This is a genomic window from Shouchella rhizosphaerae, from assembly GCF_900142675.1.
GTDB classification, from domain to species: domain Bacteria; phylum Bacillota; class Bacilli; order Bacillales; family Bacillaceae_D; genus Shouchella; species Shouchella rhizosphaerae.
Window position 1 is genome coordinate 959,181 of record NZ_FRBS01000001.1, and the last position, 18,674, is coordinate 977,854.

General features: G+C 46.2%; 19 protein-coding genes. 1 reads left to right on the forward strand and 18 read right to left on the reverse strand.

The features are described 5' to 3' along the window. From hslU to lepB, 13 genes are all read right to left on the reverse strand, one after another. The gene (gene hslU / locus BUC05_RS04955; protein ID WP_011247117.1) at window positions 1-1,392 is read right to left on the reverse strand and encodes an ATP-dependent protease ATPase subunit HslU; all 1,392 of its coding nucleotides are present in this window, start codon (window positions 1,390-1,392) and stop codon (window positions 1-3) included. 25 nt (window positions 1,393-1,417) lie between these two features. Continuing rightward, the gene (gene hslV, locus BUC05_RS04960) at window positions 1,418-1,963 is read right to left on the reverse strand and encodes an ATP-dependent protease subunit HslV (RefSeq protein WP_011247118.1); all 546 of its coding nucleotides are present in this window, start codon (window positions 1,961-1,963) and stop codon (window positions 1,418-1,420) included. Window positions 1,964-1,987: 24 nt separating this feature from the next. Next, entirely contained in the window at window positions 1,988-2,896 is a 909-nt protein-coding gene (gene xerC, locus BUC05_RS04965; protein ID WP_035201467.1) for a tyrosine recombinase XerC, read from the reverse strand. A 58-nt stretch (window positions 2,897-2,954) separates the two neighbouring features. Next, the gene (gene trmFO / locus BUC05_RS04970) at window positions 2,955-4,265 is read right to left on the reverse strand and encodes an FADH(2)-oxidizing methylenetetrahydrofolate--tRNA-(uracil(54)-C(5))-methyltransferase TrmFO (RefSeq protein ID WP_035201470.1); all 1,311 of its coding nucleotides are present in this window, start codon (window positions 4,263-4,265) and stop codon (window positions 2,955-2,957) included. Between the two features lie 153 nt (window positions 4,266-4,418). Further along, window positions 4,419-6,491 (reverse strand): type I DNA topoisomerase, encoded by a 2,073-nt coding sequence (gene topA, locus BUC05_RS04975; protein WP_011247121.1) that lies wholly within the window; start codon window positions 6,489-6,491, stop codon window positions 4,419-4,421. 94 nt (window positions 6,492-6,585) lie between these two features. After that, complete coding sequence (dprA, locus tag BUC05_RS04980) at window positions 6,586-7,461, reverse strand: DNA-processing protein DprA (protein ID WP_142237516.1); 876 nt, start codon at window positions 7,459-7,461, stop codon at window positions 6,586-6,588. A 149-nt stretch (window positions 7,462-7,610) separates the two neighbouring features. After that, entirely contained in the window at window positions 7,611-8,525 is a 915-nt protein-coding gene (sucD, locus tag BUC05_RS04985) for a succinate--CoA ligase subunit alpha (protein ID WP_011247123.1), read from the reverse strand. Window positions 8,526-8,543: 18 nt separating this feature from the next. Next, window positions 8,544-9,704, reverse strand: coding sequence for an ADP-forming succinate--CoA ligase subunit beta (gene sucC / locus BUC05_RS04990; protein ID WP_011247124.1), 1,161 nt, complete (start codon window positions 9,702-9,704; stop codon window positions 8,544-8,546). A 134-nt stretch (window positions 9,705-9,838) separates the two neighbouring features. Next, the gene (locus BUC05_RS04995) at window positions 9,839-10,324 is read right to left on the reverse strand and encodes an EscU/YscU/HrcU family type III secretion system export apparatus switch protein (RefSeq protein ID WP_011247125.1); all 486 of its coding nucleotides are present in this window, start codon (window positions 10,322-10,324) and stop codon (window positions 9,839-9,841) included. Then, complete coding sequence (locus BUC05_RS05000) at window positions 10,321-11,439, reverse strand: hypothetical protein (RefSeq protein ID WP_035201475.1); 1,119 nt, start codon at window positions 11,437-11,439, stop codon at window positions 10,321-10,323. The genes BUC05_RS04995 and BUC05_RS05000 overlap by 4 nt, the downstream gene beginning before the upstream one ends. A 14-nt stretch (window positions 11,440-11,453) precedes the next feature. Further along, the gene (locus tag BUC05_RS05005) at window positions 11,454-12,233 is read right to left on the reverse strand and encodes a ribonuclease HII (protein ID WP_035201478.1); all 780 of its coding nucleotides are present in this window, start codon (window positions 12,231-12,233) and stop codon (window positions 11,454-11,456) included. Between the two features lie 281 nt (window positions 12,234-12,514). Further along, window positions 12,515-13,381, reverse strand: coding sequence for a ribosome biogenesis GTPase YlqF (gene ylqF / locus BUC05_RS05015; RefSeq protein ID WP_094978849.1), 867 nt, complete (start codon window positions 13,379-13,381; stop codon window positions 12,515-12,517). A gap of 34 nt (window positions 13,382-13,415) precedes the next feature. After that, a complete protein-coding gene (lepB, locus tag BUC05_RS05020) occupies window positions 13,416-13,970 on the reverse strand; it encodes a signal peptidase I (RefSeq protein WP_035201484.1) in 555 nt (184 codons plus the stop codon). A gap of 182 nt (window positions 13,971-14,152) precedes the next feature. On the opposite strand from lepB, the gene BUC05_RS05025 reads away from it, so the two are divergent. Then, window positions 14,153-14,344, forward strand: coding sequence for a hypothetical protein (locus tag BUC05_RS05025; RefSeq protein WP_035201486.1), 192 nt, complete (start codon window positions 14,153-14,155; stop codon window positions 14,342-14,344). 172 nt (window positions 14,345-14,516) lie between these two features. Here the strand turns inward: BUC05_RS05025 and rplS are convergent, their stop codons facing one another. From rplS to BUC05_RS05050, 5 genes are all read right to left on the reverse strand, one after another. Continuing rightward, entirely contained in the window at window positions 14,517-14,864 is a 348-nt protein-coding gene (rplS, locus tag BUC05_RS05030) for a 50S ribosomal protein L19 (protein WP_011247130.1), read from the reverse strand. Window positions 14,865-15,007: 143 nt separating this feature from the next. Then, entirely contained in the window at window positions 15,008-16,834 is a 1,827-nt protein-coding gene (locus tag BUC05_RS05035; protein WP_011247131.1) for an arginine--tRNA ligase, read from the reverse strand. A gap of 169 nt (window positions 16,835-17,003) precedes the next feature. Then, entirely contained in the window at window positions 17,004-17,738 is a 735-nt protein-coding gene (gene trmD, locus BUC05_RS05040; RefSeq protein WP_011247132.1) for a tRNA (guanosine(37)-N1)-methyltransferase TrmD, read from the reverse strand. Next, the gene (rimM, locus tag BUC05_RS05045; protein WP_035201490.1) at window positions 17,735-18,256 is read right to left on the reverse strand and encodes a ribosome maturation factor RimM; all 522 of its coding nucleotides are present in this window, start codon (window positions 18,254-18,256) and stop codon (window positions 17,735-17,737) included. The genes trmD and rimM overlap by 4 nt, the downstream gene beginning before the upstream one ends. After that, window positions 18,240-18,662: a YlqD family protein gene (locus BUC05_RS05050; protein WP_011247134.1), complete on the reverse strand. Its 423-nt coding sequence runs from the start codon at window positions 18,660-18,662 to the stop codon at window positions 18,240-18,242. Before BUC05_RS05050 ends, rimM begins: the two co-directional genes overlap by 17 nt. Window positions 18,663-18,674: the final 12 nt, after the last annotated feature.

The following is an 18,674-nucleotide window of genomic DNA, read 5'->3' on the forward strand; positions in this document are numbered from 1 at the left end:
TTACAATATAAATTGGCTCAAATCGCGGTTTTTTGCAATGGAACCTAGTTTTTCTTCGACATACTGTTCAGTGATTTCAAGTGTCTCCAAGTGAATATCGGCTGCTTCAAAGGACAAATCTTCAAGCAATTTTTCTAGCAACGTATGCAAACGACGCGCTCCGATGTTTTCTGTTTCTTGGTTCACTTCGCTCGCAATCGTCGCAATCTTACGAACAGCTTCGTCTGAAAACTTCATTTCTATACCTTCGGTCTGCAAAAGTGCTTCATATTGCTTTGTCAATGCGTTGTCCGGTTCTACTAAAATGCGGACAAAATCATCGACAGAAAGACTTTGCAGTTCGACCCTAATTGGAAAGCGCCCTTGCAATTCCGGAATTAAATCTGCAGGTTTGGCCATATGAAAAGCGCCTGCTGCAATAAAAAGGATATGGTCCGTTTTCACAGCACCGTATTTTGTCACGACAGTCGAACCTTCTACAATAGGCAAAATGTCGCGTTGGACACCTTCTCGAGAAACATTGGCCCCTTGATCGTTTTTTCCAGCCACTTTATCAATTTCATCGATAAAGATGATCCCGAGCTGTTCCGCTCGTGTAATCGCTTCCTGTGTGACATCATCCATATCGATTAGTTTTTGTGCTTCTTCTTCAGCGAGTACACCACGGGCTTCGGCTACTGTCATGCGGCGTTTTTTCTTTTTCTTCGGCATCATGTTTGATAGCATCTCTTGCATATTCATGCCCATTTGTTCCATACCCGCCCCGCCTTGAAACAAATCCATAAAACCATGATTTTGTTCTGTCACTTCAACCGTAACGGTGCGCTCTTCCAACTCGCCTTGCTTTAGCTTTTCCGCCATTTTTCTTTTTAAATTGGCACGGGTCAGTTCCTCTTCTCCGTCTTCCTCCTCCTCTTTATCCGGCTGGCTAAAGAGCATTTCAAACGGATTTTTATAATTGGTTTCCTTTTTCATGGAAGGGACAAGAAGTTCGATAAGCCGTTTGTCAGCCAACTGTTTCGCTTCGTCTTTTACGAGTGCGACTCGCTCTTCTTTGACAAGACGGACACTTGACTCGACCAAATCGCGCACCATGGACTCCACGTCGCGGCCGACATAGCCGACTTCCGTAAACTTTGTGGCCTCCACCTTAATAAACGGCGCGCCTACAAGTTTTGCAAGCCTTCTGGCAATTTCCGTTTTACCGACGCCAGTAGGACCAATCATTAAAATGTTTTTCGGAGTAATTTCCTCCCTCATGGAAGGATCAAGCTTTGTACGACGATAGCGATTACGCAGTGCAACAGCAACAGATCGTTTTGCCCCGTCTTGCCCGACAATGTATTGGTTCAACCGCTCGACAATTTCCCGAGGCGTCAATGTGCTTGTCATTGCTTTACCCTCCAATCGTTCATCATCACTCTGTCAGTTCCTCTACGACAATTTGGTCATTTGTATACACACAAATTTCTCCTGCCGTTTCAAGGGCAGCTACGGCGATTTCACGTGCGCTCAACCCAGGGGCATGGCGCTTTAGCGCACGTCCTGCACTCAGTGCGTAATTTCCTCCAGAGCCAATAGCGAGAATCCCGTCGTCAGGCTGGATCACTTCTCCTGTTCCCGAAATTAGAAGCAAAGCCTGTTTATCCATCACAATTAGCATCGCCTCAAGTTTTCGTAACACCCGGTCGCTGCGCCACTCCTTTGCTAGCTCGACAGAAGCGCGCTGCAAATTGCCATTGTATTCTTCCAGTTTCGCTTCAAACTTTTCGAACAATGTAAAAGCATCAGCAACTGAACCAGCAAAGCCTGCAAGAACGTTATTATGGTATAGCCTGCGGACTTTGCGTGCGGTATGTTTCATCACCACAGCATTCCCAAACGTCACTTGGCCGTCGCCAGCCATAGCAAACCCGCCATTATGGGCAATCGCAAAAATCGTTGTTGCGTGGAAACCCTCCATTGTCAAACGCTCCTTTTTATAAACTTAGGCTCGCGGATGGGCGCCTTTATAAACGGCATAGAGCCGCTCCTTGCTTACATGTGTATAAACTTGTGTCGTCTTAAGCGATTGGTGGCCTAGCAACTCTTGGACAGCGCGCAAGTCAGCACCAGCATTAAGCAAATGGGTCGCAAAGGAATGGCGAATCGCATGTGGGCTTATTTTTTTCTGCATAGCCGCTTCGTCCAGCCTTTTTTCCACAATCTTCCGAATGCTCCGATCACTTAACGCTCCTCCACGATAGTTCAAAAACAAATGGGAAGTCGGATCGTTTGCACGGAGTAGCTTAGGACGCGCCTCGTGTATGTACGATTCAACAGCGCTAACAGCCATTTTCCCTACTGGAACATACCGCTCTTTGCGGCCTTTTCCAAAAACACGTACCGTCTCGCTTACTCGATCCCACTGGTCAAGTGCCAACATGCTGCATTCCGAAACACGCATTCCCGTTGCATACAGCAACTCGATGATCGCCTTATCACGCTTTTCGAGAGGCTTATTTGCTGGAAGCGCTAAAAGCCAATGCTCCATTTCTTCTTCATAGAGGAAAGTAGGCAAACGTGTTTTTTGTTTAGGCAAATGCGTGTGCAAGAAAGGGTTTTCGCTAATATGCCCTTCTTCCATTAAGAATTTCCCAAAGCTTCTAAGCGCCGACAATTTTCTTGCGATCGATTTTCTCGCATACTTCTTATCGACAAGCTCGCTTATAAAAAGGCGGACATCTTGGTGCTTTACGTCTTTTATCTCGGCAATGCCCGCTGCCGACATAAATGCGGCGAATTGCTGTACGTCTTTTCGATAGTGGTCGATTGTCCATTTTGAACCGTTCTTTTCGACTTGGACATAGCGGACAAATTGGTCAATCAAAAGCCGTTCAGATAATTCCACATTCATGCCTCCCTCTTAGAACTAATAAATTTTACCATAGTACAAGAGGGAGAAGCAACTGATGTCACACTTCTTTCATAAAATTCTGAATCGACTCCAACGCACGCTTAGCTAGCGCCTCATAGCGTTCTTTTTTCGCTTTTATACGAACATTAAGCGGTGGAACAAGACCAAAGTTCGCATTCATAGGCTGGAATGTTTTCGCATTAGCATTTGTAATATAGGCAGCCATACTACCGATCATCGTTTCCTCAGGAAAAACAGCAAGCTCCTGGCTTTGCGTCCATTTAAAAGCGTTAATGCCTGCAACCAATCCTGCTGCCGCTGACTCTACATACCCTTCAACCCCTGTCATCTGTCCTGCAAAGAACAAATCACTGCGTTTCTTCGATTGGTAGGTCGGCTTTAACAAGTTAGGGGAATTTAAAAACGTATTTCTATGCATAACCCCATAGCGGACAATATCAGCGTTTTCCAAACCAGGAATCATGCGGATCACTTCTTTTTGCGGGCCCCATTTTAAATGCGTTTGGAAACCAACCATATTGTACAATGTTCCGGAAGAATTGTCTTGCCGTAACTGCACGACAGCAAAAGGGCGCTTCCCTGTTTTCGGATCTTCTAGTCCAACTGGCTTTAATGGTCCAAACAGCATCGTTTTCTTGCCACGGGAAGCCATCACTTCAATTGGCATGCAGCCTTCGAAAAAAATGTCTTTTTCAAATTCTCGCAGCGGAACGGTTTCCGCTTCAATCAATGCTTGGTAGAATCGATCAAATTCTTCTTCTGTCATTGGACAGTTGAGATAGGCAGCCTCCCCTTTGTCATAACGGCTTTTTAAGTAGACTTTGTCGCGGTCTATCGTTTCGGCGTCAATGATAGGGGCAGCAGCGTCATAGAAATATAAATATTCTTCGCCGCTAAATGCCTTTAATTGTTCCGCCAATGCTTCAGAAGTGAGTGGACCGGTAGCAATAATCGTCGGGCCTTCAGGTATTTCAGTCACTTCCTCCTGGACGACTGTTACGTTTGGATGGCCTTTGACATATTCGGTGACTTTGCCAGCAAAATCATGGCGGTCTACAGCAAGGGCGCCACCAGCAGGAACGGCTGCTTCATCAGCTGCTTTAATAATGACTGAATCAAGATGGCGCATTTCCTCTTTCAGCACGCCGACAGCATTGGCAAGTGAGTTGCCCCTTAACGAATTGCTGCATACAAGTTCGGCAAACTTGTCCGTATGATGAGCAGGCGTTTGTTTCACCGGTCTCATTTCATAGAGCCGAACATGGCCTCCTCGTTTCGCTATTTGCCAAGCCGCTTCGCTACCAGCGAGACCAGCCCCTATTACATTTATCGACTGTTTATGCGTCATTTAAACAAATGCTCCTTTTTCCCGACAATCATTTCACACAAATGCCTCCACTCCTTAGCAGAGTGAAGGCTTTCATCATCAAGTACCCCTATCATAGTATCTTTCTAGCTTGATTTCAACTAATAGCATTCGCTAAAGCCTTTTTTCGACAAATTACTGTTTTTCTTCCTCATAATCACATGAAGTGCAAGCAACAAACACACCTTTTTTCGATTTCTTCTCCACTAACAACCCTTGACATTTTGGGCACGGGCGCGAAATCGGCTTATCCCAAGACACAAATTCACAGTCTGGGTAACGGTCACATCCATAGAAAATCCGGCGCTTTTTGCTTTTACGTTCAACAATGTTTCCTTGTTTACACGTAGGGCAAGTGACGCCAATTTCTTTGACAATCGCTTTTGTGTTTCGGCATTCAGGGAAGTTGGAGCAGGCCATAAACTTCCCGTAGCGCCCCATTTTATAGACCATTTCATGGCCGCATTTTTCACAGTCTTCTCCAGCCGGTTCGTCTTTAATCTCGACTTCTTCCATTTCTTCTTCAGCCACTTTTAAGCGTTTCTCAAAACTTTGGTAAAACTGGTCGATGATGCTAATCCAGTTGTCCCGCCCGTCTTCGATGCTATCAAGGTCTTCTTCCATTTTCGCCGTAAATTCCACATCGAGGATTTCAGGGAAAAATTCAACAATCAAGTCCAACACGATTTCACCAAGTTCTGTCGGAACGAAGCGCTTTTCATCTAGGGCGACGTATCCACGTCGCTGAATGGTATCAAGTGTTGGCGCATACGTAGACGGCCGCCCGATCCCAAGTTCTTCAAGTGTTTTTACAAGCCTTGCTTCCGTATAGCGTGGAGGCGGCTGTGTAAAATGCTGATTGGGTGTCACTTCTGTTTTTTCAACTTGCTGCCCTTTTGCCAACGCTGGCAACAACCGATCTTCTTCTTTTTTATTGTCGTCATTTCCTTCAATGTACACTTTCATAAAACCAGGAAATTTGACTTTTGAGCCGTTAGCCCGAAACTTTACACCATTATTTTCCAAATCAACCGTCATCGTATCCATGATCGCAGGTGCCATTTCACTTGCGACAAGGCGCTCCCAAATGAGGCGATACAAGCGGAGTTGGTCCCGTGACAAATACTCTTTTAGTTGTTTTGGCTCATACTTAACCGAAGTCGGTCGAATCGCTTCATGGGCATCTTGGGCATTTTTGTCCTGCTTTTGTTTTCTTTCCCCTTTACGGGCATACTCTTCGCCGTATGTGGAGCGAATGTACTCGTATGTTTCTTGTTTGGCAGTATCAGAAATTCGGGTTGAATCGGTACGCATGTACGTAATTAAACCGACTGTCCCTTCTTTCCCTAAATCGATGCCTTCATATAATTGTTGGGCAATCAGCATCGTTTTCTTAGCGCGGAAATTTAACTTCCTTGCCGCTTCTTGCTGCAGCGACGACGTCGTAAAAGGCGAGACAGGGTTGCGGCGCCGTTCTTTTTTGACAACATCAGCAACAGCAAATTGTTTTCCTTTTATTTGCTTTAACACTTCATTGACGTTCTCTTCACTCGTTAAGCTTTCTTTTTTGCCATTTCGGCCATAAAACTTTGCTTCAAATGGCTCATCGCCAAGCAAAAACGTCCCCGTTATGCTCCAATACTCCTCAGGCACAAATTGCTGAATTTCTTTCTCCCTATCTGTAATCAGTTTGACTGCGACAGACTGGACGCGCCCAGCACTCAAGCCTTTTTTCACTTTTTTCCACAAAAGCGGCGAGATGTTATAGCCAACAAGGCGATCCAAAATACGCCTTGCTTGTTGGGCATCGACCAAGTCCATATTGATCGGACGTGGATGTTTAAAGGCATCTTTAATCGCTGTTTTTGTTATTTCATTAAAAACAACACGGCAATCGGAGTTTTCGTCAATATTCAAGCTGTGTGCCAAATGCCAAGCAATCGCTTCTCCTTCGCGATCAGGGTCGGCAGCTAGATAAACGCGTTTGGCTTTTTTGGCAGCTGTTTTTAACTCTTTTAACACGGGGCCTTTCCCGCGGATTGTAATATACCTTGGCTCATAATTGTCTTCAACACTAACGCCCATTTGGCTTTTAGGCAAATCACGCACATGGCCCATCGAGGCTTTGACCACATATTTTTTACCTAAATATTTGCCAATGGTTTTGGCTTTAGCGGGAGATTCCACGATTACTAAATAATCGGACATGTAAAGCAGCTCCCTCTCAACTTATTCATAATGTAAATCTTCCTCATTATTAAACAGACATTCCCCATTTGTCAAACGGTAGAAAGCAGCCGGTTTAAAAAGACTGGGATTCGCCTGTTTTTGACAAAAGTTGCGGCATTGCTTCGAATAATGCTTCGCTCGCGTATAGGCAGCCGGCGCCTTGGCTAATGAGCCAATTCGTGCCTTCCGACTGTGCTGAAGTGACAGGTCCTGGCACAGCAAAGACATCACGCCCTTGCTCTAACGCTAAGTCGGCCGTAATAAGCGATCCGCTTTTCCGCTTTGCTTCTATTATGATCACTGCTTGTGACAAACCGCTTATAATACGATTTCGGACAGGAAAGTGCCAGCGCTGGGGTTTTACAAACGGCGGATACTCACTTAACAGCAACTGGTGTTCTGCCAATGCATGGAAAAGTGTAGAATGTTCAGGAGGATAAATGTTGTCAAAACCGGAACCAAGAACGGCAATCGTGGCGCCACCTGTTCGAATCGCCTGCTCATGGGCCAGCCCATCAATACCACGAGCCATTCCACTAACAATTGTCAAAGAATGTTCGGAAATTGGTTTCGCAATCGTCGCAAGCGCTGCCCGGCCGTAAGCAGTCGGCGTGCGCGTGCCGCAAATGGCAATTTTTTTCGTTTGCAATCGTTTGATGTTTCCTTTTGCGTATAACAAATAAGGGGGATCGTAAATCGTTTTTAATAGAGGCGGGTAGAGAGGATGAAAAAGCGGCAGTACTTGAATACCTGTCTCAACAAGGTTGGCGTACATGTTTTCAGGAGTTGTCTTATGGAGATGGCGCCAAAAAGCAGTGGCGCTATTTTCATTTATGCCGAGCTTAGCAGCAATTTCCAAGGGGCTAGCGTGATAAGGCGCCTGTAGTGACGGATCCCAGCAGAGCAATTTCGAAAACGCACGATAATGGCCGTACAGCCACGTATGCACGTGTACATAGCGTCGTACAAAAGAAATAGGGGACAACTCCTTTCTGTATTTGAATGGACCGCATAACGTTGTTTAAGCGTTCCGGGGGAGAACTCTGCCACACTTTGAAAAGCCCCTTACAACGAGGCAAGGGGCCAAAAGCCATACCATTATTTTGCGGTTTCGTGGGTGAGGCTTTTTTCATACAAGCCGTTCGCCTTCAATGCTTCAATAAGTGTTTCTCCCATATCAGAAGGGGTAGCAGCTACACGAATGCCACACGCTTCCATCGTTTTGATTTTCTCTGCTGCCGTCCCTTTGCCGCCTGAGATGATCGCGCCTGCATGGCCCATTCGCTTTCCTGGAGGGGCTGTTTGCCCGCCGATAAAGCCTACGACTGGTTTTGTCATATTTGCTTTGACCCATTCTGCCGCTTCTTCTTCAGCAGTGCCGCCAATTTCACCAATCATAATTACAGCATACGTGTCTGGATCTTCATTAAACAAAGATAGAACGTCAATAAAATCAGTGCCATTTACAGGGTCGCCACCAATGCCAACAGCTGTTGATTGCCCAATGCCAGCCGTTGATAGTTGATGAACCGCCTCATAAGTCAATGTCCCTGAACGGGAAACAACGCCAATATGGCCTTTTTTATGAATATAGCCAGGCATGATGCCAATTTTGCATTCTTCTGGTGTAATAACACCTGGGCAGTTTGGTCCGACGAGGCGTGTTTGCTTGCCTGCCATATAACGCTTCACTTTTACCATATCTAGAACAGGAATGCCTTCAGTAATGCAAATGACAAGCTCAAGTTCTGCATCGGTTGCTTCCATTATCGCATCAGCGGCAAAGGCTGGCGGTACATAAATCACGCTCGCATTGGCACCTGTTGCTTCTACAGCTTCTTGAACCGTGTTAAATACAGGTACGCCTTCAATGTCTGTTCCGCCTTTTCCTGGCGTTACGCCACCGACGATGTTTGTCCCATATTCAAGCGCTTGCTTTGTATGGAACAGCCCAGTAGCGCCTGTAATCCCTTGAACAATCACTTTTGTATCTTTATTGATTAAGATGCTCATTTGCTTAGCTCCACCCTTCTAGTTCACTAATGAAACGATTTTTTGTGCGCCATCGGCCATTGAATCGGCTGCAGTAATGTTTAAGCCTGATTCTTTTAGCATTTTTTTGCCAAGTTCCACGTTGGTGCCTTCCAAGCGGACAACAAGCGGGATTTCTAGGCCAACTTCTTTCGTTGCTGCAATGACGCCGTCCGCGATGATGTCACATTTCATAATGCCACCAAAGATGTTGACAAAAATGCCTTTTACGTTTTCGTCTGACAAAATCAGCTTAAACGCTTCCGTTACTTTTTCTGCCGTTGCGCCGCCCCCAACATCAAGGAAGTTAGCCGGATCGCCGTTGTAGTGTTTGATAATGTCCATTGTTGCCATAGCAAGGCCAGCTCCATTCACCATGCAGCCAATGTTTCCATCTAGGGCAATATAGTTCAAGTCATGTTTAGACGCTTCGATTTCTTTTACATCTTCCTCTTCCAAATCGCGTAATTCTAAAATGTCTTTATGGCGGTAAAGCGCATTTGAATCAAAGTTGAACTTGGCATCCAATGCCATGACTTTGCCGTCGCCAGTCGTTACAAGTGGGTTGATTTCAGCAATCGATGCATCTTTATCCACAAACACTTGGTACAAGCCCATCATAAATTTGACGGCTTGGCCGACAAGTTCTTTTGGAATATTTATGTTAAAAGCAATGCGTCTCGCTTGGAACCCTTGCAAGCCTACAGCAGGGTCAATCACTTCTTTAAAGATCTTTTCTGGTGTTTTTTCGGCTACTTCTTCGATTTCAGTGCCGCCTTCTTCAGAAGCCATCAAGACAACGCTTGAAGTCGCACGGTCGACAACAAGGCCTATATAGTATTCGCTTTTAATGTCACAGCCTTCTTCAATGAGTAAGCGCTTTACTTCTTTCCCTGCCGGTCCAGTTTGATGCGTGACAAGCGTTTTTCCAAGAATTTCTTCCGCATATGTACGAACTTCATCGAGGTTCTTTGCAACTTTTACGCCGCCAGCTTTTCCCCGCCCCCCTGCGTGAATCTGTGCTTTAACAACAGATACAGATGAGCCAAGCTCTTTTGCGGCTTCTACTGCTTCATCAACAGAAAATGCTACTTTTCCGTTTGGAACGGCTACGCCGTACGAACGAAGAATTTCTTTACCCTGGTACTCATGGATATTCATTCTCTCTCCAGCCTCCTGTAATCACGTGCTTTGCTTTGCACGAGAATTTTCGTGTTAATACGAAATTCTTTTCCATTTTAGCACTTTTTTCGCCGCTTGGGGAGGGGTAACCGTTATCATTCCGACAATTTGTTTCATTTTTTATCTTTCTGTTTTTCCTCGGTGGGCTCAGCGCTTTCTTGGCGCGGTTTGTTTTTTTTCGAAAACAGTGCCTTCAGCCCCTTTGCGATCATGTCCTTTTCAAGCGCAGGGCGATGTTGGCCAAATTCATCGGAAAATTCCTCTTCGCCGATTTTACGTTTTTCATCCATCTCTTTTCCCCCTTTCTCTGTTTTAGTATGGGCTGATCCAGAAAAATCATGAACAGAATCGAGGGAATGGAGAAAAACAAATAGTTCGGCGGCTACTTCATAGAGGGACTCGGGGATGAATTGCATCTCACGAAGATGAGCGAGCTCTTCTGAAAGTTGCTGGTGCTTGATAACGGGGATGCCCTGTTTTTTTGCTTCAGCGACCATGGCTTCAGCTTGTTTCCGTGCTCCTTTGGCGACAAGGCGCGGCGCCACGTCTCCATCTTTGTAAGAAAGAGCGTAGGCGCGCTTCATACGTTTTTGCTTCATAGGCGAATATCGACTCCTTTAGCAGGCAAACGGGGCATTGTCTTGTTTGTATGGGCTTCGCTTTTCAGCCAACGGCATGTTTCAAGTGTATAACCTGCCGCTGCCAATCGATCACGGAGTTGTTCCACTAACGAAACAAAAGCAGGCGGTGCTGGTTGCCCGCTGTAAATCGTCGCGAATAGCCGCTGTTCATGCTGACGTCCATCTACTAATACATAACCAAGCTGTTCAAGCTCAGCGCTAATATAAAAACGCAGCGGCTTTTTCTCCTCGCTGTTCTCAGCAGCACTTTCCCACTGCAACAACCAATCATGGCCAAACAAAGGAATAAATTGTTGTTTGAGCGAAGGGATAAGCGTGCCTTCTTGGTAAAGAGAAAAGCGCAAAGCCAGGTCTTCAGCGGCTTTTTTTGCTTTTCTGTCTCCTGCTCCATTCCGAATAGGCTCAAGTAGCTCCGTCACCCGTCCGAGCGTGCTCAGATACGCTTTTAACAGCTCGCCTCGTCGAAATTCGCCCGCTTCCAGCTGGCGCCCAAGCTCCTCCAATTGTAAAAGGAGTTGGGCAGGCACTGTATGTTTCCAAGCTGCAGCAAACTGCCGTAGCGCGACACTTAGTGACTCAGATGCATTTACTTCCACATGGGCGGCTTGGAGCGTGGCGGCTGTCACGCTTACGTTCTGCTGCTTGATGTAAAGCAATGCTTCTTTTGTCTGCTGTTCAGACAGCTTCAATGATGCATACGCGTGGGCCACGCCTGCAAATCCCTTTTTTGTCAAAGGCAATCCAGTTGAATCCAGCAATGCAAGCACACGGACATTGCGGTGTGAAGGCGTTCTATCCCACGATGTGAGAAGCTGTTCATATGAATGGCCTTCTGCCGCTTTTTGCAAGATCGGCAAAGGTTGTCCTTTTTGCACCGTAAACCAATAGGTCTTGCCCACCGTCAAATCGGCTTTTAGCTCGGCCACCACACGTGTATCCTTCAATTGAATTTGCACAAGCCCAGAATCGGCAAAACGGTTCAGCACAACGCCACGCAAGACTTGCCCTTCATGAAAGGCCAATGTTTGGCCTGATCCATTTACACGATCAACGAACAAACCTCCGATTTCCATTGGTTTCTCCTTTTTTATGTACCGTAAATCAAGCCTTGGCTTTCTTCCAGCACCGGCCGGAAGGACTTGCGGTGTTCCGGTGTCATTCCGTAAGTCCGCAAAGCTTGTAAGTGTGACGCTGTGCCATATCCAGCATGTGTGTCAAAACCGTATCCTGGATATGTCTGGGCCAATTCCTCCATATAACGGTCACGCCATACTTTGGCGAGCACTGAGCTGGCAGCAATCGATAAACTTTTGGCGTCTCCCTTTATAAGCGATGTTTGAGCGATTGGCACATCAAGACGAACGGCATCGAGCAGCAAATGGTCAGCCTTCTGGCTGAGGCCGTTGATTGCTTTCGTCATCGCCTTTTTCGTCGCTTGCAAAATGTTGATTTCATCAATTTCCGCTGCACTTACGCTGGCAATCGAATAGGCGACTGCTTGTTCGGAAATCATTTTTGCATATTCTTCCCGTTTGGCTTTTGACAATTTTTTCGAATCCGTCAGCCCTAATAATTGAAAGCCATCTGGCAATATGCAAGCGCACGCTGTTACAGGGCCAGCAAGGGGGCCTCTCCCTACTTCGTCAACGCCGCAAACAGCTACATAACCGCGCTGTTTTAGTTCTTGTTCGTAACGCCACATTTGCTTATGCATTTGTATAAGCGTTTGCTGCTTTTCCTGCTGCGCTTGATAACGCTTAAGCAGCTCTTGCACTCCTTTGCGCTGATCTTTTTTTAACTCGTCTAACTCATTGTGGCTAATGGACCCGTCCATTAGCTTTCTGCGGATTGCCGCGATTGGCACCAATGCCTTTCCTCCTTGTCTATGAAACTAGCAATAGAATAGTATGTATAACGCCAAGGAATTGGAGAAGCTCTTAAGGATGGCGGCTCTTGCTTTTTATCAGCTTCTTTGCCGATATGATCCATACAGTTTCGTCGCTTATTTTCCAAGGCGAAGTCGACAGGCGTCGTCGTTTCCAGCAGACTATGCTTTCGTTCCATGTCCAAAAAAACACTGTCCATGAAATACGTCCATTTGTGCAACGTCTCTCGCCTGCATTCCTCGTCTATTAGTTTGAGTGATGCCTACAGCGCTTCGTGTTCCGCTTTTTCCAACGTCACTTTTCCGATTGTGCCGCTACGCAGCTCGCGCAAGATCAATTCAGCCGTTTTATCAAAATCGACAAGGCCTCCACGAACAATGCAACCCCTTTTTTTTCCGATCGCTTCAAACAAAGGGACGATGTCGTCCTCTTCGCTGTTTCGTTCGATGCCATAGCGTGCTTCGAGCAAATCTGGATATTCAGCTGCTAAGTAGCGAAGCGCATAGGCAGCCACGTCGCCGTAGTCTAGCAATTCGTCTTTAATGGCACCTGTTGCAGCAAGGCGTAAACCGACTTCTTGATCATCAAATTTAGGCCATAAAATCCCTGGGGTGTCAAGAAGTTCAAGTTCCTGCTTGACTTTGATCCATTGCTGTTGTTTGGTCACTCCAGGGCGATCGCCAACTTTCGCCTGCCGTTTATTAACAAGGCGATTAATAAGTGTCGATTTGCCGACATTGGGGATACCGAGAATGATCGCTCGCAGCGGACGCGGTTTCATCCCTTTTTGTTCCCATTTTTGATAGAGGGCGCTTGCTAGCGTTTTGCAGGCAGGCGCAATGTTTTTAACGCCTGCTCCTGTTTGCGCATTGATTGCCAGGACTTCAGCTCCAGTCCGTTTAAAAAAAGCGCGCCACCGTTCCGTTTCCGCTGGGTCCGCTAAATCAGCCTTATTTAACAGCATCAGCCTCGGCTTTTGTTGCGCCAATTCATCAATGAGTGGATTGCGGGAAGACTGGGGAAGGCGAGCATCGACAAGTTCAATCACAACATCGATCAGTTTTAATTTTTCTTTTATTTCTCGGCGTGCCTTGGCCATATGGCCAGGGTACCATTGAATCGTTTTCAACCATTTCACCTGCTTTGTGGGCAAAAATAGCCCATTAATCATTGACAATGCTTATATGTTCAAACGGATAAAAAATGACGTTGGCTTTGCCGATAATTTCTGATTTCGGAATGAGGCCAATATCACGGCTGTCTTTACTTAAACGGCGATTATCGCCCATCATAAAATAATAGTCGTCAGGGATTACTTCTTCGCCGATCATCTCTTCCAGAGTAAAATCGCCAGTAAGCAATTGGTCGCCGTAAAGCGTTTGTTTCAGCGAGTTTAAATAAGGTTCCGCTGTTTCTTTCCCGTTAATATAAAGCGTATCGTTTTCATATTTCAAATGGTCGCCAGGGAGGCCAATGATCCGTTTGATATAATCTTTCCCGCCAGGTGCGTGGAAAACAACAATATCAAACCGTTTCGGCTCAATAAAAACATACCCAATTTGGTTGACGATCATTTTGTCCCCAGAGTCGAGCGTTGGCTGCATCGAATGGCCGTCTACAACAATGGGCGCGTACAAAAAAAGGCGTACGAGCATTGTGGCGCATAACGCGATGCAAATGGCTTTGGCCCACTCAATTGGAAATCCGCGAAATGCCACCTGTGATGCCTCCTCTTTTTCTCTTTAGTTTACCATAAAAAGAAGCACGTAGTCACTTGGCGGTTCTGCAAAATTCTGCACAACACATACAACCACTAAACTTTCTAAAAGCAGCAAAATGACAACCCATTTACTCCCAAATATGATAGGATGAACACAACAATAAAAAAGGGGTGGTCAGTATGAATCCGACATTGGCACTCGTTCTTATTTTTGTGTTTGTCATTGCCGATTTCTTGTGGATTGACCAAGACAGTAAGAGATGGGGGTGGCTAAAAAATTGGCCTAAACCTGCCAAAATTGTGTTCTTTTCCGGCTTTGGCATTATCCTATTTGCTTTCTATGTTGTCGTCACTTTTCCGCTGACTCGCTGACCATCCAGCTTCGCACTTTAATTAGAGCGTGCTGTTGCCTTGATAACGCCTGGACAATTGCCGTAGTCGATTTTTTTAGAGGCCCTTTTTCTTATGTCCCTATTTTGCCCCAAAAAAAGAACGCTCCTCCTTACGAGGAACGTTCCTTCTCTTTTCATCAAATGCCGCATGTTTAACGACGAATTTCTTTAATACGTGCTTTTTTGCCACGGAGGCTGCGCAAGTAGTAAAGTTTCGCGCGGCGTACTTTACCGTAACGTTTCACTTCGATCTTATCGATCTTTGGTGAATGTAATGGGAATGTACGTTCAACACCTACACCGTATGAGATTTTACGCGCAGTAAACGTTTCGCTAATCCCTGAGCCGCGGCGTTTAATAACAACGCCTTCGAACACTTGAATCCGCTCGCGAGTACCCTCGACAACTTTTACGTGGATCGATAGCGTATCGCCAGGACGGAAATCAGGATGGTCTGTGCGCAATTGCTCACTTGTGATTTCTGTAATGAGGTTGCTCATCGTATCGTTCCCTCCTTCCCTACAGACATTCATGCCAACACTGCAGCAGCGGAATATCGTAATCTTGCTAACCGTCCGTCTAAGAACGTTCAATCAGCCACAACCATTATCATAGCATAGAAAACAAGCTTGCACAATAAAGATTAAATCTTTTTCAAGCTCGGCAAACCGAGTATCATGAAAACGCGTTCGAGTTGCTGGCTAACACGTTCTGTGATCGCTAGACGCTTCGCTTGTTCTAACGGATCAGCTTTTAAAACAGGGCATTGTGAATAAAAACGGTTATAGAGGCTTGCAAGCTCAAAAGCAAAAGTACAAATTAAATTTGGTTCAAACGATGCAGCTGCTTTGCGCTTGACTGTATCCCAGCCTGCCAAGTGCTTGAGCAACGCCCGTTCCGCGTCTTCAGCGCCTTTAAAGGTTGCCCCTTCTGGAGACAAGCCTGCCTGTTTGGCTTTAGTAATAATGCTGTTTGCCCGGGCATACGTGTAAATCAAATAGATGCCTGTATTGCCTGTCACTTGCGTTGCCTCTGTTAAATCGAACACAATGTCAGATGTCGTGTTATACCGAAGCATATTGTAACGGATCGCCGCAAACGCGAGCGCTTCAACGGTCGCTTCGCTCGCATCCGTGCTTTGCGCGCGGACCGCTTCCTTCATATGTTGAATCAGCTCGCTAATCTTGATGCCGATGCCTTTACGCCCAGACATTGCATAGACCGATTTTCCATCTTCCGTTTCAAGACCAAGCTGGCTGGCCGTTTGTTTACTTAGTGAAACGACACCATAAGGCACATGGAAAAGCCGCTCTGCTTCCTTTTCATAGCCGACAGCAGCAAGCGCCTGCTTGACAACCTTTTGCGGGTATTCTTGGCGGTAGTCGATGACATTAATAACTGCATCGCCTCGCCCAAAAGCGGCTGGCACGCCTGAGCTAGCGGTTGTCCATAGGCCAGGCCATTTTTCTTTATAGGCAAAATCATCGTCGAGAAGGCCAAACTTCCACATATGATAAGCAATATCTTTTGCTGTGTACGTTAACACGCCATTTGAGCGGACAAGAACTTTATCGCTTTGATGCTCGCTGCCTTCCTCGCTTTCGTTGTCTGACATCCGAAGCACCCAACAGCCTGCTTGTGGACCGCTGTCCTGTTTGACAAACACATCACTCTGCTTTAGCTTCTGAAAGGCAGTCTGCCAGAAACCTTTTTGAACGATGTCCCTTTCCCATACGAGCAAATCATAGTCAATCCCAAATTGGCCCATTTCCTCAATATGTTCTGAAGTAATTTTATCGGCGACCACATAGCCAAGCCATGCCGTGCTGTTGTTGCCTTCTTCTAATTTATGTAGCACTTCGTCACGGATACTTGTCGAAATGGTCCCTTTGTCGTATGCCTCATTTAAGCGTGAATAAACATTCCAACAATAATCGCCAAAGCGTGTCGCTTCGCTGTCTGAGTTTGTATGGAGCAACGCAGTCAGCGTGTCGGCAAGCTGGTTCCCTAAATCATCAACATAGTTATGTACTTCCACATTTTCGCCACATGTTTTCAGGAGCCGTGCCAACGTATCGCCTATGCAAGCGTTGCGTAAATGACCAATATGAGCCGACTTATTTGGATTTATGGACGTATGTTCGATCACCGTCTTGCCGCTACTGGAAAGAGCCTGTGGCTCATCGCCGTCAGCCAACGCTTCATCCCATTCAATAAAAAAGTTAATAAAGCCTGGTTTGACTACTTCTATTCCTGTGACTGGCAAACGCTGACGCTCTAGCTTTTCTTTTATCGTTTCCGCAATCGTTAGCGGGTTTTTTCTCGCTACGCGTGCAAGCTTCATCGCCACGTTTGTCGAATAGTCGCCATGGATCAATTGAGCTGGCTGCTCGAGTTCAACGTCGATGTCATTTTGGAACTCACTGGCTGCGGCTGCAATCGCTTCAATCAGCGTTTGTTCTACATGCATTGTATGAGACCACCTTTTGCTATAATGCTATTTAGTATACATGATCCTTCGGTAAAGGAACATCGCTTTTTTGGAAAACGTGGATTACTTAAAAGGAAGCAATTTTTGGTCCGTGCGGCAAGTTTTTTGGCGACAACCTTATCGGGCGACATCTCCCGGAGTGTTCGCCTTACTCTTGCTTGTCCATTAGCCGCTTAAGGATGTCTGCTTCTTTGGCAGTAGGTTCATACCCTTTTAGTAAGTCTGGGCGCCGCTCTAACGTACGGCGCAGCGATTGCTCCATCCGCCACTCTTCAATTTTGGCATGATGGCCAGAAAGGAGTACATCGGGGACTTTCATGCCGCGAAAATCGGCGGGCCGTGTATAATGGGGATGTTCCAACAAGCCCGTTGAATAGGAGTCTGTAACTGCAGATTCATCATTTCCAAGTACGCCTGGCAAAAGGCGAACAACGCTGTCGGCAATGACCATTGCCGCGAGTTCTCCACCTGTAAGCACATAATCGCCAATCGACAGTTCATCGGTCACAAGATGACGGACGCGCTCGTCAAAGCCTTCATAATGGCCGCATAGGAAGATCAAATGCTCCTCTTTTGCTAATTCTGCCGCTTTTTGTTGGCTATGCTGCTCTCCTTGTGGACAAAGCATGATAATACGCGGCTTCTTTTTTCCGTTCTTCGTTAACGCAGACACGGCGTCAAAAATTGGCTGTGGGCTCAATACCATCCCTGCCCCTCCGCCATAAGGGTAATCATCGACTTTACGGTGTTTGTTCGCTGCGTATTCGCGAAAATCAACCGTCTGGAAGGAGACAATCCCCTTGTCGCTTGCTTGCTTCAAAATCGACGAGCCGAAAACGCCCGTAAACATGTCCGGAAACAACGTTAGTACATCTATTTTCATTCGTCATCTAAGCCTTCCATGATATGGACACGGATGCGTTTGTTTTCCACATCCACTTCTTTGACCACTTCTTCAATGTACGGCAACAGCAAATCTTTCCGCTGCTGTCTGTCGACCACCCAGACGTCGTTTGCTCCTGTTTCAATAATGTCTTTAATTTTGCCTAGCTTGGTGCCTTCTTCATCGACGACTGTACAGCCAATAATCTCATGGTAGTAATATTCATGCTCGTCCAATTCGCTAAGCTGATCTTCTGATACATATAAATAGCTTCCCTTAAAACATTCGACTTCATTGATGGAGTTATAGCCTTCAAATGTAAGCAAGTCGAAGTTTTTGTGCGTTCGATGGCTACGAACGGTTACAAGTGTCCCCTCTGCTTGAGGAGATTTCGCCACCTTTAGAACCGAACCGTTCGCATAGCGTTCCTCTGGAAAATCGGTATTTGAGAGGACACGCACCTCTCCGCGGACTCCGTGTGTGTTCACTAGCCTGCCAACATTATACCAGTTCGTCATTACTTGCCCCGCCCTCTCTAATTTCAGCAATATACCCATCATTGACGACAATCGTCAACTCCGTTTCTTCGTCAATCCACTTGTCGCCTTCCTTAACATCGAGAATGATTTCTGTTGTTCCCATCGCCAGTTCAGTCCCAATTGGCAAATTCATTAACTGCTCAATCCGAAACGTCAGAGAAGCCATCCGTTCTTCTCTCCGCTTTATTTCTTTCCTGTATTTTTGTTGGAGTTCGCCATGGGCGGTCGTATGTTTCATCGGTTTCAGCGCCCGCTGAAGCTGAAATTCCATTTGGCTTAACTCTGTTTCGATTTGTGTTAAATCACGTTCAAATGATTTCTTCAAGTCTGCTTTTTTCGACTCCGTTAACACATGCTTTACGGTGGCCGTGCGGATGCATTTCACGTAAAGCCCTCC